The 13,970-nt window shown below is 38.1% G+C and carries 18 protein-coding genes; 5 read left to right on the top strand and 13 right to left on the bottom strand.

Translation table 11 applies throughout. The features are described from left to right. Window positions 1-28 precede the first annotated feature (28 nt). Window positions 29-1,681: a putative polysaccharide biosynthesis protein gene (locus tag DT250_RS22620; protein ID WP_001284033.1), complete on the bottom strand. Its 1,653-nt coding sequence runs from the start codon at window positions 1,679-1,681 to the stop codon at window positions 29-31. 294 nt (window positions 1,682-1,975) lie between these two features. On the opposite strand from DT250_RS22620, the gene DT250_RS22615 reads away from it, so the two are divergent. Next, complete coding sequence (locus DT250_RS22615) at window positions 1,976-3,247, top strand: BaiN/RdsA family NAD(P)/FAD-dependent oxidoreductase (protein WP_000558876.1); 1,272 nt, start codon at window positions 1,976-1,978, stop codon at window positions 3,245-3,247. Window positions 3,248-3,507: 260 nt separating this feature from the next. Continuing rightward, window positions 3,508-4,947 carry an MDR family MFS transporter gene (locus DT250_RS22610; RefSeq protein ID WP_001228003.1) on the top strand — a complete coding sequence of 480 codons (1,440 nt, stop codon included), beginning with the start codon at window positions 3,508-3,510 and terminating at the stop codon, window positions 4,945-4,947. Between the two features lie 32 nt (window positions 4,948-4,979). Here the strand turns inward: DT250_RS22610 and DT250_RS22605 are convergent, their stop codons facing one another. Both DT250_RS22605 and DT250_RS22600 read right to left on the bottom strand, forming a co-directional pair. Further along, window positions 4,980-5,303, bottom strand: coding sequence for an ArsR/SmtB family transcription factor (locus tag DT250_RS22605; protein ID WP_000098837.1), 324 nt, complete (start codon window positions 5,301-5,303; stop codon window positions 4,980-4,982). Further along, window positions 5,304-5,735, bottom strand: a complete 432-nt coding sequence (locus tag DT250_RS22600) for an SRPBCC family protein (RefSeq protein WP_106382720.1) — start codon at window positions 5,733-5,735, stop codon at window positions 5,304-5,306. Between the two features lie 424 nt (window positions 5,736-6,159). On the opposite strand from DT250_RS22600, the gene DT250_RS22590 reads away from it, so the two are divergent. Next, on the top strand, window positions 6,160-6,387 hold the full coding sequence (locus tag DT250_RS22590) for a DUF3973 domain-containing protein (RefSeq protein WP_000498995.1): 228 nt from the start codon (window positions 6,160-6,162) through the stop codon (window positions 6,385-6,387). 34 nt (window positions 6,388-6,421) lie between these two features. On the opposite strand, the gene DT250_RS22585 is transcribed toward DT250_RS22590, so the two are convergent. Next, on the bottom strand, window positions 6,422-6,604 hold the full coding sequence (locus tag DT250_RS22585; RefSeq protein ID WP_000621751.1) for a sporulation protein Cse60: 183 nt from the start codon (window positions 6,602-6,604) through the stop codon (window positions 6,422-6,424). A gap of 1 nt (window position 6,605) precedes the next feature. Further along, complete coding sequence (locus DT250_RS22580) at window positions 6,606-6,842, bottom strand: DUF2553 family protein (RefSeq protein ID WP_000533808.1); 237 nt, start codon at window positions 6,840-6,842, stop codon at window positions 6,606-6,608. Window positions 6,843-7,098: 256 nt separating this feature from the next. Here DT250_RS22580 and DT250_RS22575 point away from each other — a divergent pair, with 256 nt between their 5' ends. Continuing rightward, on the top strand, window positions 7,099-7,593 hold the full coding sequence (locus DT250_RS22575; RefSeq protein ID WP_000451450.1) for a CarD family transcriptional regulator: 495 nt from the start codon (window positions 7,099-7,101) through the stop codon (window positions 7,591-7,593). Window positions 7,594-7,665: 72 nt separating this feature from the next. Here the strand turns inward: DT250_RS22575 and DT250_RS22570 are convergent, their stop codons facing one another. The 7 genes from DT250_RS22570 to moeA all read right to left on the bottom strand — a co-directional run bounded on the left by DT250_RS22570 (window position 7,666) and on the right by moeA (window position 12,342). After that, window positions 7,666-8,451 carry a glucose 1-dehydrogenase gene (locus DT250_RS22570; protein WP_000286669.1) on the bottom strand — a complete coding sequence of 262 codons (786 nt, stop codon included), beginning with the start codon at window positions 8,449-8,451 and terminating at the stop codon, window positions 7,666-7,668. 13 nt (window positions 8,452-8,464) lie between these two features. Then, the gene (gene glcU, locus DT250_RS22565) at window positions 8,465-9,322 is read right to left on the bottom strand and encodes a glucose uptake protein GlcU (protein WP_048540762.1); all 858 of its coding nucleotides are present in this window, start codon (window positions 9,320-9,322) and stop codon (window positions 8,465-8,467) included. Window positions 9,323-9,358: 36 nt separating this feature from the next. Next, entirely contained in the window at window positions 9,359-9,778 is a 420-nt protein-coding gene (locus tag DT250_RS22560; RefSeq protein WP_048540764.1) for a DUF3888 domain-containing protein, read from the bottom strand. Between the two features lie 92 nt (window positions 9,779-9,870). Next, on the bottom strand, window positions 9,871-10,104 hold the full coding sequence (moaD, locus tag DT250_RS22555) for a molybdopterin converting factor subunit 1 (protein ID WP_000621775.1): 234 nt from the start codon (window positions 10,102-10,104) through the stop codon (window positions 9,871-9,873). Between the two features lie 2 nt (window positions 10,105-10,106). Beyond that, window positions 10,107-10,571 carry a molybdopterin synthase catalytic subunit MoaE gene (moaE, locus tag DT250_RS22550; protein ID WP_000185929.1) on the bottom strand — a complete coding sequence of 155 codons (465 nt, stop codon included), beginning with the start codon at window positions 10,569-10,571 and terminating at the stop codon, window positions 10,107-10,109. Continuing rightward, the gene (gene mobB / locus DT250_RS22545) at window positions 10,568-11,083 is read right to left on the bottom strand and encodes a molybdopterin-guanine dinucleotide biosynthesis protein B (RefSeq protein ID WP_060486695.1); all 516 of its coding nucleotides are present in this window, start codon (window positions 11,081-11,083) and stop codon (window positions 10,568-10,570) included. The genes moaE and mobB overlap by 4 nt, the downstream gene beginning before the upstream one ends. Beyond that, window positions 11,053-12,342, bottom strand: coding sequence for a molybdopterin molybdotransferase MoeA (moeA, locus tag DT250_RS22540; protein ID WP_097856804.1), 1,290 nt, complete (start codon window positions 12,340-12,342; stop codon window positions 11,053-11,055). The genes mobB and moeA overlap by 31 nt, the downstream gene beginning before the upstream one ends. 84 nt (window positions 12,343-12,426) lie before the next feature. Between moeA and moaC the strand changes: the two genes are divergently transcribed. Continuing rightward, the gene (moaC, locus tag DT250_RS22535; protein ID WP_000094144.1) at window positions 12,427-12,912 is read left to right on the top strand and encodes a cyclic pyranopterin monophosphate synthase MoaC; all 486 of its coding nucleotides are present in this window, start codon (window positions 12,427-12,429) and stop codon (window positions 12,910-12,912) included. 37 nt (window positions 12,913-12,949) lie between these two features. On the opposite strand, the gene DT250_RS22530 is transcribed toward moaC, so the two are convergent. After that, on the bottom strand, window positions 12,950-13,963 hold the full coding sequence (locus DT250_RS22530) for a molybdopterin-synthase adenylyltransferase MoeB (protein WP_149213730.1): 1,014 nt from the start codon (window positions 13,961-13,963) through the stop codon (window positions 12,950-12,952). Window positions 13,964-13,970 lie beyond the last annotated feature (7 nt).

The raw sequence follows: 13,970 nt of genomic DNA, 5'->3' as shown, positions 1-13,970 counted from the left end.
TTTGTTTATCATAGAAAAGGGGACGTAATTACGCCCCTTTTGATTTCAACTTTATTTTGAATCTATTGCCAAGTTTACGTTGGATTTTCTCTAACGCTTCTCCGCCAAATACTCGTTCAAGTACTCCTGTGCGAATTGCTAACAATCCATACACAAGACCACCAATACCTGCACAAACCACAACTGTAATAAGAGCACCCATTCGGCCATCAGGTGAGATCATGAAGGACAGAGTCCATTGTGATAACTTTACAGCAATGACCATTACAAGTGTTAATACTGCAATTTGGAAAGTTCTCTTATATACAACACCAAATGAATAGTGTACATGTTTTTTGATTTGTCGATTCGTATACCATACTGAAGCTAAGAATCCGACTGCAGTTGCTAAAATCGCTCCAACTGTACCGAAATAACGAATAAAGATTACGTTACATACGAATTTCAAAATAACACCCATAATAAGCGCGACAATCGCATGTTTTTGTTGATTGATCCCTTGCAGAATTGCTGCTGTTACTGTAAATAAAGCGAATAACAACGCAACCGGTGCATACCACATTAATACTTGTCCACCTAGTGGATCTGAATCATAGAACGCAGTATAAATTGGATATGCAAGTGTTGAAATACCGACAACTGCTGGCAATGTTAAGAACATATTTGCCTGGAATGTTTGTGTAATTTGTAACTTTAAATAGCGGTATTGTTTTTCAGTAAATGATTTTGTAATCGCTGGTACAAGCGTTAAACTAAACGCTGTTGCAAGCGATACAGGAATCATAATTAATTTATGCGTCCACATTGTGAAAATACCAAGCGCTCGCTCTGCGATATCACCTTGGCCAATCGCTTGCATAATTGAGTTAAATGTCAATGTATCAATTTGTTGATATAAAGGAATTGTTAACCCAATTACAACGTAAGGAATCGCATATGCAAATAATTCTTTAAATAATTGAACCGTACTCACTGTCGATTCTGGTACAGTTTGTTCAATTAAATATTGATCCAAATGTTTTTTACGTTTTAACCAGTACCAAATGAGTACACCGAGCGCTCCAACTGCTGAAACGAACGCAGCAAATGTCGCTACCCCAACTGCTGTTGCAACTGTACCGCCAAGTACTTTAATAACGATAAAACTACCCGCTAATAAAAAGACGATACGAATAATTTGTTCAATAATTTGCGAAACAGTAGTCGGTCCCATCGATTGGTGACCTTGGAAATAACCACGAATTAAACTCGCTGCGGGTACAACAATAAGTGCAAAACTTACAAGACGAATAATCGTCGTAACTTCTTCTACATTACTGTGTATACTTTGTTTACCAAGCATTGCTTCTGCAAACAGTGGCGCTGTCATGTATAGAACTAGGAACGAAAGAACTCCTGTTACTATCATCATAACCATTCCCGAACGGAACATTCTCCGGCTCGTTTTATAATCGCCAAGCGCATTATATTTGGAAACAAATTTGGAAACAGCAAGCGGCACCCCTGCCGTTGCAATACTTAAAAAGATCGTATATGGAATGTATCCATATGTATAGAGCGTTCCGCCTTCTGTACCTACTAATGCATGAAACGGAAAGACGTAAATCATGCCTAAGAACTTTACTAAAAATGTCCCTAACGTAACAATAAGCGTTCCGCGCAGAAATTTCGAATCGGACATACAAAAATCCTCCTACATCTACATAAAGTGAAACTTTAATCAGTGTGGGTGTTCTTCCCCACTGATTATTAGTTGAACTATTCGAGCATTTATGAGCTACCAAATTCCCTTTTTATTTCTCTTACATCTTAAGGTTTTTGTCTTATTGCCCACAAATAGCAGGATAGTGCTGAACTCTAACTTTTGTATTGTACCACAATTCTCTCCTTAAGCAGTACTTCACTCTATTTTTCTTTTAAGGGAAAACATGCTATTCTTTTAGGCAGGAAATGTAGAAAATGAGGTCGATATATTATGCATTATGATGTTATTGTCATCGGCGGCGGGCCTTCTGGGCTAATGGCTGCAATCGGTGCTGCAGAAGAAGGCGCAAGTGTCTTACTTCTTGATAAAGGAAATAAACTAGGGCGTAAACTTGCGATTTCTGGTGGTGGTCGTTGTAACGTAACGAACCGTCTACCACTTGATGAGATCGTTAAACATATACCAGGAAACGGTCGCTTCTTATACAGCGCTTTTTCTATTTTCAATAATGAAGATATTATTACATTCTTCGAAAAGCTTGGCGTGCAACTAAAAGAAGAAGATCATGGTCGCATGTTCCCTGTATCAAATAAAGCACAATCAGTAGTAGACGCACTTTTAACACGATTAAAAGACTTAGGTGTAAAAATCCGTACGAATACACCCGTTGAAACAATTGAATATGAGAACGGTCAAACGAAAGCAGTCGTACTGCAAACTGGCGAAGTGTTAGAAACGAATCATGTCGTTATCGCTGTTGGCGGAAAATCCGTTCCTCAAACTGGCTCTACTGGAGACGGATACGCTTGGGCTGAAAAAGCTGGGCATACAATTACAGAGCTATTCCCAACAGAAGTACCAATCCTTTCAAACGAACCATTTATTCGTGATCGCTCCTTACAAGGTCTTGCTTTACGCGATGTTAACTTAAGCGTATTAAACCCGAAAGGAAAAGCTATCATTTCTCACAAAATGGACATGCTCTTCACTCATTTCGGCCTATCTGGTCCTGCCGCTCTTCGTTGTAGCCAATTCGTCGTGAAAGCACTGAAAAAGTTTAAAACGAATACGATTCAAATGAGTATCGATGCATTGCCAGAAGAAAATAGTGAACAACTATTCCAGCGCATGCTGAAACAAATGAAAGAAGATCCGAAAAAAGGGATTAAAAATGTATTAAAAGGTTATGTTCCTGAACGTTACTTCCTATTCTTATTAGAAAAGAATGAAATTGATGGCAGCGAACAAGCTGGACAAGTTTCTCACGAGAAAATTCGTGCACTTGTGAAAGACTTTAAAGAGTTTACTGTGAATGTAAATGGTACGCAGTCAATTGAAAAAGCATTCGTTACTGGCGGCGGTGTATCCGTTAAAGAAATTAACCCGAAAGAAATGTCTTCTAAATTCACGAACGGCGTATATTTCTGCGGAGAAGTTCTTGATATTCATGGTTATACTGGCGGCTATAATATTACATCTGCTCTCGTTACTGGTAGAATTGCCGGAACAACGGCTGGAGAAAACGCGAAAATGCAATATTAAAAAAGAAACAGGGCTTCCTGTTTCTTTTTTTAGGTATATGAAATTATATCAGTGATTCTACAATTATATCGGCGATTCCTCGAATATATCAGCGTTTCTACAACATATATCGGCGTTTTCTTAAATATATCAACTTACCGACAAAGAACGACAAATATACGCTCCTCCTAACTTCCCATTGCTTTTTTGTTGCTTTATATACCTTAGTACCTTTATATTTTATATTGTTGAATATTTGAAAAAGGGTAAGGGGAAAAAATATGAGAAAAAAAGTCATGATGTCTTTAATGCTAATGACGTTTCTTTCTGCGGTAGAAGGAACGATTGTTAGTACAGCGATCCCTCGTATAACGAGTGATTTGTCAGGCGTCGAACTTGTTAGTTGGGTATATGCAATTTATATGCTTGCAACAGCTGTTTCGACTCCAATATACGGAAAGTTAGCTGATTTATTCGGCCGTAAAAAAGTTTTACTCATCGGAGCTACAATCTTCTTAATCGGTTCTGCGCTTTGCGGAGTCGTTACATCAATGGAACAATTAATCTTCTTCCGTGCTCTTCAAGGTATAGGTGCTGGTGCTGTTATGCCGATCACAATGACGATTATTGGAGACTTATATAGCGAAGCGAGAGACCGCGCGAAAGCACAAGGTTGGATGAGTGCCGTTTGGGGTGTATCGGGTGTTATCGGACCGTTAGTCGGTGGATTTTTAGTTGATTCTCTATCTTGGCGTTATATTTTCTTCTTAAACGTCCCATTTGGAATTATCGCTTGCTTAATGATCGCCATTTACTACAAAGAATCTATTAAGCCCGCTAAACACCATATCGACTATCTTGGTGCAACAGTCTTCTCATTAAGTACGATCGCTCTACTATATGCATTATTAACAGGTAGCAGTAAGCAAAACTGGGGCGACATAACAATTATCGGCCTATTAATCTTTGCCGTCGTTTCATTCATTATTTTCTTATTCATCGAGAAAAAATCTCCGGAACCATTAATTCCGCTAGCACTTTTCTCTAACCGTACATTATCTACAATAAACATATTAACGCTCATTGCTGGCGCAATGATCATTAGTATTACAATGTACCTTCCAATTTGGAGCCAAGGTGTATTAGGAAAAAATGCGACAGAAGCCGGACTTATTTTAATGCCAATCCCTGTTATGTGGACATTTGGCGCTATTTTCTCTGGTAACTTAGTAGGCAAATTAAAAACGAAACAAATCATTTTACTTGGAGCTAGCATTTTATCAGTCGCTACGTTCTTATTATTTACATTATCAACAAATTCACCATCGTTCCTTATCTATGTAGCAGTCGGATTATTCGGATTAGGAATGGGGCTTGTGACACCTATTTATATGGTAACAATTCAAGCAGCCGTACCAGCTCATACACGCGGAACAGCCGTTGGTTTAAACACATTTATTAATACATTTAGTCAAACGTTAGGTGCTGCAATCTTTGGCACAATCTTTAATACGATGATTCATGCACGCGGTATTCAAAACCTTGATCTTGTATCTGGTGGCGGACACGGAGGAACTACAGCAAACGTAGTAACCGAATCGCAAGAGGCATTAGCATCAAGTGTACACGTCATTTATATGAGTACTTTCGTATTAGCAGTATTTACACTAATTATCGCTTGGATTTTATTAAAACCAGCTACTCAAACAAGTGAGCAATAATAAAGAGGATGACCATTTTGGTCATCCTCTTTTTACTCTTCATTCTCCACAATATGTTTCAGCATAGATAATTTATTATCCCAAAAACGTTCATAATATGAGAGCCACTGTTGTAATTCCTCTAATGGTTCTGGATGCAAACGATATATCTTCTCTCTTCCGCTTTTTCTTCCGCTTACTAAATTCGCTTCCGAAAGAATATGAAGGTGCTTTACAACCGCAGTACGACTCATCGGAAAATGATCCGTTATTTTGGAAATCGGTAACTCTTTATCACTTAATAACCGTATTACTTCTCGGCGGGTTGGATCAGCAATTGCTTGAAATACATCATATTTCGCTGCTGATGAAGACACTTAGCCTTCAACAACCTTTTTCAGTTTTTCATTTACAATCGCTACCCAGCCGCCACTCATTCTATCGCGAATAATAGAGCTCTTCGCATTCGCTTTCGGAAGAATTTCATCAGGATGTTTCCAGCCGCCGTGAATTAACGTAAATTCTGTTTTATTATCTCCTAGGTCTTTCAGATTAAATGAAACGACCCAGCCATCTGTATCCCATGAGAAAGATAGATGGTTTGGTTCATCAATTTCTAACACTTTACATGGTGATGGGCCAAATGGTGATTGCACATGAAATTCATGCCCTACCTCTAATACAAAATCATTCGGCATAAACCATGACGCAATCCCTTCTGCAGTTGATACTACATTCCATACTTTTTGCATAGACGCGTTAAAAACGATCGTTTGTTTAATATCAGTTAATGTATTTTGTTGTTCCATTTTCATTCTCCTTTATTCGGCAATTAAATATAACACCTTTTGGTTATACTTCAATGATATAACACCTTTTGGTTTCATGTCAACGCTAGTTATTTTTTACTGTTGAGAAATTCTCAACATTTTTTCAACAGGACAAACACCCTCTGAGCATTCCCTCATAATATACTCACAAAGGCAACAAAAAATAAAAACTTCTCTCAACATGAAACTCCATCATTTATCTTGAAAGAAGTGCCTTACGTATATCATGCGTATTTCGTCTCTCCTCCTTCCCTCAGGGACACTACGCGAGATATGAAAAATCAGAAGGAATATGCCCACCATTTGAGTAGGTAGTTATTTCTCTTCTCCTCAACATTTCCTTAGGAGCGAAATGACTACCAACTCACTTTTTTCAAACAAAAATAAAAAGGGGATGAAAGCTATGTTCTATTGCATTAATTGCTCTGACATTCACCATGAAAAACATCCGAATGATAAAGTATTCAAAAACGGTTTTTATATCGATCCATTTTTAGGTGATCGTTATCACCTTGGTATGTGTACAGATGCCCAAAACCATGAAACAGGGGAGCCTCTTTTAGCGAAAAAGAAATTAGGCACAACTCAATCTATTATGAACGTATTACCGACACATGTTGTCCCAACATAAAACATAAAAAAGAGCTGGCTCACCCAGCTCTTTTTTATGCTTTATAAACGATCATTGCTGAAAAACAATAAATTTGGTTTTCGTCATCATTAATGGAAACACCGACTTGGTACTTAATATCTACAAAATTACTATCATCAATCTTTTTCAAAAAAACATTTACAGCGTCTTCTAAGTCTTTTTCGTGACTTTCATCAAACACTTTCACACGAATCATGTTAACACCATCCTAGATCGCAGCCCTCCGCCGCTTGATTATTGCCACGGTGCGTATCTATGATGCGATAAAATTTTCCGTCTTCATATATATATCCGTCTTCTAACACATATTGTTTACCTTCAGTATAGACATAAAACTTACCTATCATAAATTTACTCGTATATAATTCCAAATAATCCGGTCTAAATTTAGCTACAACTTTATTTGTAATATCAATTCTTATTGTGCGCCCCACCTTCTCTCCCTCCCTTGCAAAGAACGGATTTAGGTATATTGTATTAGCGATTTTACATTTTATGCTTAAAAATAAGTGGATATGCCTTCTTTCTTCGTCTGTACTATTTTTCAAAAAAATCATCAATAAATAAGAGCAAAAAAACATATAAAAAAAAAAGAGTTTTTACTTATTGACTATAATATCAACATTATGGTATTATATAAAATTTGACATTTTCACTCACTTGTGCTATCATTAAAAGTGGTTACCACATATGGAGGTGGATGATTTGTTTCAAATTGGCGATAAAATCGTTTATCCAATGAACGGCGCAGGAGTCATCGAAGCCATTGAAGAGAAAGAAATATTAGGAACAACACGTCAATATTGTGTGATACGTATCATTAGTAAAGACATGCAAATAATGCTTCCTATGGATCAATTACAAAAATCAGGTATTCGTTATATCGTAGATAAAGGTACATTAGATGTTATACTTCTTGAATTTCAAAACGGGGAATCAGACACATCACTTTCCTGGAAACAGAGATATACAATGAATATGGAAAAAATGAAAAACGGCAATCTGCAAGATAGCGCAGAAGTTGTTCGCGATTTACTTCGCCGTAATAAAGAGAGAGCATTAAATGCGAGCGAAAAACAAATGCTAGATAATGCACGCAAAATGATGATTAGCGAAGTTGCACTTGTGCAAAATGTTTCTGAACATCAAGCAACAGAATTTCTTCAAGATACAATTAATCATTAAATTTAAAATAGCCGACCGCTATTTTTTTTGCAGAAAAAAGGACAAAGAGATAAACCTCTTTGTCCTTTTATATTACCCGCGACCTGCTTGAAACGACGGGTATAAAGTCATTCCACCATCTGCAAATAACGTAATTCCAGTTACGTAACTCGCTTCTGATGAAGCGAGCCACGTTGCGACTGCTGCAATTTCTTCCGGCTTTCCAATGTAGCCCATCGGTATCATACTTTCTACGTCAGCACGTTTTTTAGGATCAGCAAACTTTTCTGCATTAATTGGCGTATTTATTGCACCTGGCCCAATATTATTTACTCGAATACCTTTTGGTGCATATTCTAACGCTAACGTTTCTGTCATCAGTTTAATACCACCCTTACTCGCCGCATAGTGCACGAATAGTGGCCACGGAATTTTCTCATGAACACTCGACATATTAATAACAGAACCTTTAATATCATGTTCTACAAAATATTTAATCGCTTCACGGCTTCCTAAAAAAGCACCTGTTAAATTTGTATTGATTACTTTATTCCAATCCTCTAACGGCATTTCATGCGACGGGACCGCGTTTTCTATCCCTGCATTATTAATCATAACGTCAAGCGTACCAAACTCTTTCACAGCAGATTGAATGAGGTTCACGACATCAGATTCAACTGTCACATCACCTTTTACAGCAATCGCTTCTCCGCCTACTTTTTTAATTTCTTCTAATACATCATGCGCTTCTGACTCTCGTGAGCGATAGTTAATTACTACTTTTGCTTTCTCCTTAGCAAACCGTACTCCCATTGCTCTTCCAAGACCAGTTGCTGATCCTGTAATAACGACAACTTTTCCTGCTAAATCACTATACATTTCAATACCCCCTTTAACTTTTTGCAACACCTAACATTATTCCGGCTGCGATAATAAAAACGATACCGACAACAATCCCCGTTAATTGGCGTTTCGTTTTTCTTTCACCTAATATAAGAATCCCGCCAAGCGTTGAAATAATAATTCCCATTTGCGATAGCGAAAAACTTGTTGCCACTCCAACACGCGGCTGCGAAATGAATAAAAACATATTTCCAGCTGCCCAAATTAATCCTGGGATAATATTTCGTAGTGCATATTTATTAAATGGATGATGTTTAAACGTAAGCAAAACGCCCCCTAACACCATACCAACTGCTTGTGGCAATAAAGCTGACCAACCATCTACGTTAAATAGCCTAATCACTACTACGTAAACTAAATAACCGACTGTTGAAATCAATAAAATGATAATGCCCCTTTTAAAATTCCCGGCCTGCTCTGCACTCTTTTCTTCTTCACTTTGAAGTGATGTTAAAATAACACCGATAATAATACAAACGAGAGCCAAAACACCAAGGACGACTGATATAGTCGTGGACCACTCATGAAATACGATGACTCCAAATAAAGTCGTCGCAACTAATTGCAGTCCTGTTGAAATGGGCATCGTTCTCGAAACGCCCATTAAATCAATACTTTTTAATTGATTCGCCTGACCAAGTGCCCAAAATAAACCTGACACAATTCCAACTCCAATAACAGTAGGAGTTAATACTGGCTTCATAAAAATATAAACAACAATCGAGAAAATAAGTGCCCCAAACGTTGTACCGAGCGTTTGACTATACGGTCCCCCGCCCAGTTTCACGTTAAATAGCACAATACTTCCCCAAAATATAGCCGGTAAAATCGCTAAAAGTATGTCCATCGCTCATTACCTTTCTTTACTAAATGTCATAAGTTATCACTCTGAATCATTAGAGTGAGCTTTTATTTTTTCTTTTTCCCGTTCACAAACTTTTTCTGCAATAGCACCAGAAACATTCTTTTCTCGCTCCACCTTCTTTATTTTTACGTGATCTAAATAATCTTCCAAAATAAGTGTAACTTTATCATTCGGCGGATTATGTGCACCTTGGAACGTAAGAAATTGTAGCGTAATTTCAAATCTAGGAACGAACTCACCGTTCTTACCGAGACGTTTTATATTTATAACGGAAGCACATTCATACTGATCTTCTGTCACTTGTCTAATAACTGAATAGTACCTATTTGATAATGCACTCTCTAACAGCTGCTCCCTCGATTCTTTCGCAAAAGAATCACTTGGAGAAGAGAAAAAGATTGCACATAGCATTGTAATAACTACACATATTTTTTTCATAACACCCTCCTTGTTCTATAAGTTAGTGTTCGCAAAACTTCCATAAAAAAACGACTTCCCTATGTAGGAAAGTCGTTTTAATGAATCCAATATTAACCACCGCTCACTGGTGGGATTAGTGCAACAACATCACCATCTCGGATCGTATCATCTTCATTCGCATATTCTTCATTAATCGCAACCATAGTTGATGCTGTCACTGGTACATTATATTCTTTAGCAACAACATCTTTTAACTCTGCAACCGTAATATTTTCTTTCTCTATTTGTAATTCACTTGTTCCTGCTTCCTCTTGCAAGTGCGCAAATAATAATACTCGAATCATACTTACAGCTCCTTCCCAGGCTCCCCTGCCGGATATGGCGTTTTTTCTAATTGATCACCAATCCATGAGTCTCCATCTTCCCAAAACTCCTTTTTCCAAATCGGAACAATTTGTTTTATACGTTCCATAATGTATTCATTCGCCTCATAGGCCGCTTTACGATGCGGTGTTGAAACAGCAACAACAACCGCGATATCAGAAATTTGCAGTGTACCGATGCGATGTGTAATCGCAACGTGTGTACCTGGCCACTTCTCTTTCACTTCTGAGCCAATTTTCTCTAGCATCTTTTCTGCCATCGTTTTATAAGCGACATATTCTAAGTATAATGTACGACGCCCTTTCGTAAACTCCCTAACCGTTCCAATAAATGTTGTAACAGCACCGCATTCGCGGCGAATAACCTTCTTTGCTACCTCTTCAATCGAGATTTCTGTATCAATTACTTCATAATACGTATTTGTCATTTCGTACTCCTTACCGTTTGTATAAACCAGTCTATATACAACTCTTCTTCTGTTATATGAAATACTTTATATTCTTCTCGTAAGTTTGCAGGTGCATCATGCCACGTAATAACCGCTACTATATTTTCTACTTTATGTAAAAGTTCAACGTCTTCCGCAGAACGAAGTAATACTACTTTCGGATAGCTCTCTTTTTTATAGCCCTCTATTAAAATTGTATCCACTTCAAAAAACTCATATAAGCGAATAATTTCTTGCAAGGACCATTCCTCTCTTAATGACGACAGTGAAAGTAATCCAGCGCCTTCTACACTACTGACAACAGCCCCAGCCTTTCGGTGCCTTTCACTATCTTTTTGCGCTACTTCTGGAAAACCTCCGTGCCCGTGATGCTTAATTGTAGCAACTTTCATGTTTCGTTCAGCTAATGCATACACAATTTTCTCAACGAGCGTTGTTTTCCCGCTATTTTGATATCCTACTATTTGTAAGATTGAAGGGGCTTTGCCCATGGCCAATCACATCCCTCGTCGTGCTCTAACAATAATACAGATACTTTCATCCCTGCCTCAAATCCTCTCGTTCCTCCAGGCAACACAATAAAAGCATTCGCATCGGCGAGTGAAGAGACCGCACTCGATTTATCTAAACCGACCGGCATCGCTTGTAATGCCCCGTCCACGATTGTCACGTTTGCTCTTACAAAACGAGTAAACGGATTTGGCTTCGGAAAATCTTTTTGTAAAATAGCATCTGCTCTATATACGTGGGGTTCTTTCGCATACAAATATGTTTTTATAACCGGATGCACAAATAGCTCAAAGCCTACGTAGCAAGCTGACGGATTTCCTGATAAACCGAAAAGTAACTTTCCATCAACTTCAGCTACTGTCGTTACACTTCCTGGTCTCATCGCTATTTTATTAAAGAGTACATTCGCCTGTAATCTTTCATAAATAGCTGGCAAGTAGTCATAATCTCCTACCGACACACCGCCTGTTGTAATTAAAATATCAACCTCATTCATCGCTGATTGAACAGCTGCAAAGCATGCATCTAACTCGTCAGCAAGTTGGCCATAATAACGCACTTTCCCTCCGACTTTCATAATTTGAGCGGCAATCATATACGAGTTACTATTTCTAATTTTCCCCGGCTGTAACGACTCGTGTACCTCTAACAGTTCACTTCCTGTCGTCACAATACCAACAACAGGCTGTTTTACAACCTTCACAGTACTATATCCAAACGTCGCTAATAAGGCGGCAACACCTGGATTAATTGCAACACCTTTCTGAACGAGAACTTGATTTTTCTTTATATCTTCTCCTTTAAATGACACATTGTCACCACTATGAAAAGGACGCTTTACCTTCATATATGTTTTTCCGTTCTTCTCAAAACCTTCCGTCAACTCTAGCATTACGACTGCATTACAATCCTCTGGAATAGCTGCTCCTGTCATAATACGAACCGCCTGAAAATGTCCTACTTCTTCTGTAAAAACAGATCCTGCCCCGATTTCTCCTATTACTTCAAACTCAATCGCATTCTCTTGATGTGCTTCTTTCGTATCTTCTGCTCGAATCGCGAAACCATCGTAAGGAGAACGATCGAAATGAGGAACGTCATGATCAGAGATAACATCCTCCCCAAGAATTCTCCCGTAACTTTCCGTAATAGAAACCTCTTCTACTTCACCATTTTTCGCATATTCCATTACTCTCTCTACTGCCTCAGCAACTTGAATTGGAATTCGTTTTTCTATCATCGTTTCTCACCTCATATTTGCAATTTTTTTTATCTCGATTAAACTTTATATATTAAATAGAAATTAACTTCAAGGAGGAATTCCATGTCTTCATTTACACACTTTAATGACCAAGGACGCGCGAAGATGGTTGATATAAGTGACAAAAAAGCAACCGTCCGAACAGCAATTGCGTGCTCGAGCATTGTCGTTACAAAAGAAATTTACGATAAAATCTCTCACAATGAAATTGGGAAAGGTGACGTATTAGCAGTTGCACAAATCGCAGGTATTATGGCTGCGAAACGCACTTCTGATATTATCCCAATGTGCCATCCTTTATTATTAAAAGGTGTTGACGTTTCTTTCGATTGGAAACAATCCGAAGAACAATATCGATTACTTATTGAAGTAAAAGTTAAAACAGAAGGTAGCACCGGTGTTGAAATGGAAGCTTTAACAGCCGCTTCCGCTACAGCTCTTACTGTGTACGATATGTGCAAAGCTGTTGATAAAGGTATGATTATTGGCGAAACTTACTTATTTGAAAAAACAGGTGGAAAAAGTGGAGATTATACGAGAAAGTCTTAATCTTCTTTCCGTTGAACCTAAAGGGCTCCCTTTAGGTTCAACCTATATATCTTGTATATAAGCGTTTTGCTATATTTATATCATTCGTCCCATGAATGAACGCCCTGCCATCTGTAAATAAAACAAAACGAAATTCCTCCACCGGAAATGATAATAAATACGGAGTAGCTTTTACATCCACACTTCTTTGTAAGCGCTTTTTAATTTCTTCTAAATTAAATTCATTCCGCACACCTGGACGGATTTGTACTGTATTTCGGCCACATAACACTTCTGTTTTTGTTTGTGCTTCAAATGTTAAACTCGGATATGTACGTAATCTTCCGCAAGATAAACATGTGTCTTTTTTCTGCCTATTCACTTTAAATGCCATCTGTTGATTATTCCAAAGATCAAACGATAACATCGTTTCGCGAAGTGCCCCATAGTCTTCTACTAATATTTTCAGCGCTTCCGTTATTTGATGCGCAACTACTAATTGTACTGCGGGCTGTATAATACCAGCCGTATCACATGTTGCCCCGCCCGCTGGATGTTCCATTAAACAGCGGAAACACGGTGTTTTTCCTGGTAAAATTGTATACGTTACTCCGTAGCTTCCGACACAACCACCATATATCCACGGAATATTATACTTTTGTGAAATATCATTAATAAGAAGACGCGTTTCAAAATTATCTGTCGCATCTAATATTAAATCTACATCATTCACTAGCTCTTCCATTTCTCGCACTGTTACATCAGTCACAACCGGATTTATTTTCACCTCAGAATTAATCGCTTGTAAATGCTCTGCTGCTGCTACCGCCTTTGGTTTATATTGCTTTGCATCTTCTTCTGTATATAATTGTTGCCTTTGTAAATTACTCCACTCTACATAATCACGATCCGCAATTGTTATTTTGCCAACACCTGCTCTAACAATTGCTTCTGCATTCGCTGCCCCGAGAGCGCCAGCGCCGATAATAAGCACATGCTTCTCTCTAATTTTTCTCTGACCTTCTTCTCCAACACCAGAAAATAATATTTGTCTTGAATATCGCTCCTGCATACGATAG

The sequence above is a fragment of the Bacillus sp. AR2-1 genome (assembly GCF_008368755.1).
Lineage (GTDB): Bacteria > Bacillota > Bacilli > Bacillales > Bacillaceae_G > Bacillus_A > Bacillus_A wiedmannii.
Note: the sequence above shows the minus strand (reverse complement) of the source record. Positions and strands in the feature narration are given on the sequence as shown.

Bases quoted from the DNA above. Each gene is read 5' to 3' on its own strand.
- DT250_RS22620 (WP_001284033.1), bottom strand. From the start codon at position 1,681: ATGTCCGATTCGAAATTTCTGCGCGGAACGCTTATTGTTACGTTAGGG.
- DT250_RS22615 (WP_000558876.1), top strand. From the start codon at position 1,976: ATGCATTATGATGTTATTGTCATCGGCGGCGGGCCTTCTGGGCTAATG.
- DT250_RS22610 (WP_001228003.1), top strand. From the start codon at position 3,508: ATGAGAAAAAAAGTCATGATGTCTTTAATGCTAATGACGTTTCTTTCT.
- DT250_RS22600 (WP_106382720.1), bottom strand. From the start codon at position 5,735: ATGGAACAACAAAATACATTAACTGATATTAAACAAACGATCGTTTTT.
- DT250_RS22590 (WP_000498995.1), top strand. From the start codon at position 6,160: ATGTTCTATTGCATTAATTGCTCTGACATTCACCATGAAAAACATCCG.
- DT250_RS22585 (WP_000621751.1), bottom strand. From the start codon at position 6,604: ATGATTCGTGTGAAAGTGTTTGATGAAAGTCACGAAAAAGACTTAGAA.
- DT250_RS22575 (WP_000451450.1), top strand. From the start codon at position 7,099: ATGGAGGTGGATGATTTGTTTCAAATTGGCGATAAAATCGTTTATCCA.
- DT250_RS22570 (WP_000286669.1), bottom strand. From the start codon at position 8,451: ATGTATAGTGATTTAGCAGGAAAAGTTGTCGTTATTACAGGATCAGCA.
- glcU (WP_048540762.1), bottom strand. From the start codon at position 9,322: ATGGACATACTTTTAGCGATTTTACCGGCTATATTTTGGGGAAGTATT.
- DT250_RS22560 (WP_048540764.1), bottom strand. From the start codon at position 9,778: ATGAAAAAAATATGTGTAGTTATTACAATGCTATGTGCAATCTTTTTC.
- moaD (WP_000621775.1), bottom strand. From the start codon at position 10,104: ATGATTCGAGTATTATTATTTGCGCACTTGCAAGAGGAAGCAGGAACA.
- moaE (WP_000185929.1), bottom strand. From the start codon at position 10,571: ATGACAAATACGTATTATGAAGTAATTGATACAGAAATCTCGATTGAA.
- mobB (WP_060486695.1), bottom strand. From the start codon at position 11,083: ATGGGCAAAGCCCCTTCAATCTTACAAATAGTAGGATATCAAAATAGC.
- moeA (WP_097856804.1), bottom strand. From the start codon at position 12,342: ATGATAGAAAAACGAATTCCAATTCAAGTTGCTGAGGCAGTAGAGAGA.
- moaC (WP_000094144.1), top strand. From the start codon at position 12,427: ATGTCTTCATTTACACACTTTAATGACCAAGGACGCGCGAAGATGGTT.
- DT250_RS22530 (WP_149213730.1), bottom strand. From the start codon at position 13,963: ATGCAGGAGCGATATTCAAGACAAATATTATTTTCTGGTGTTGGAGAA.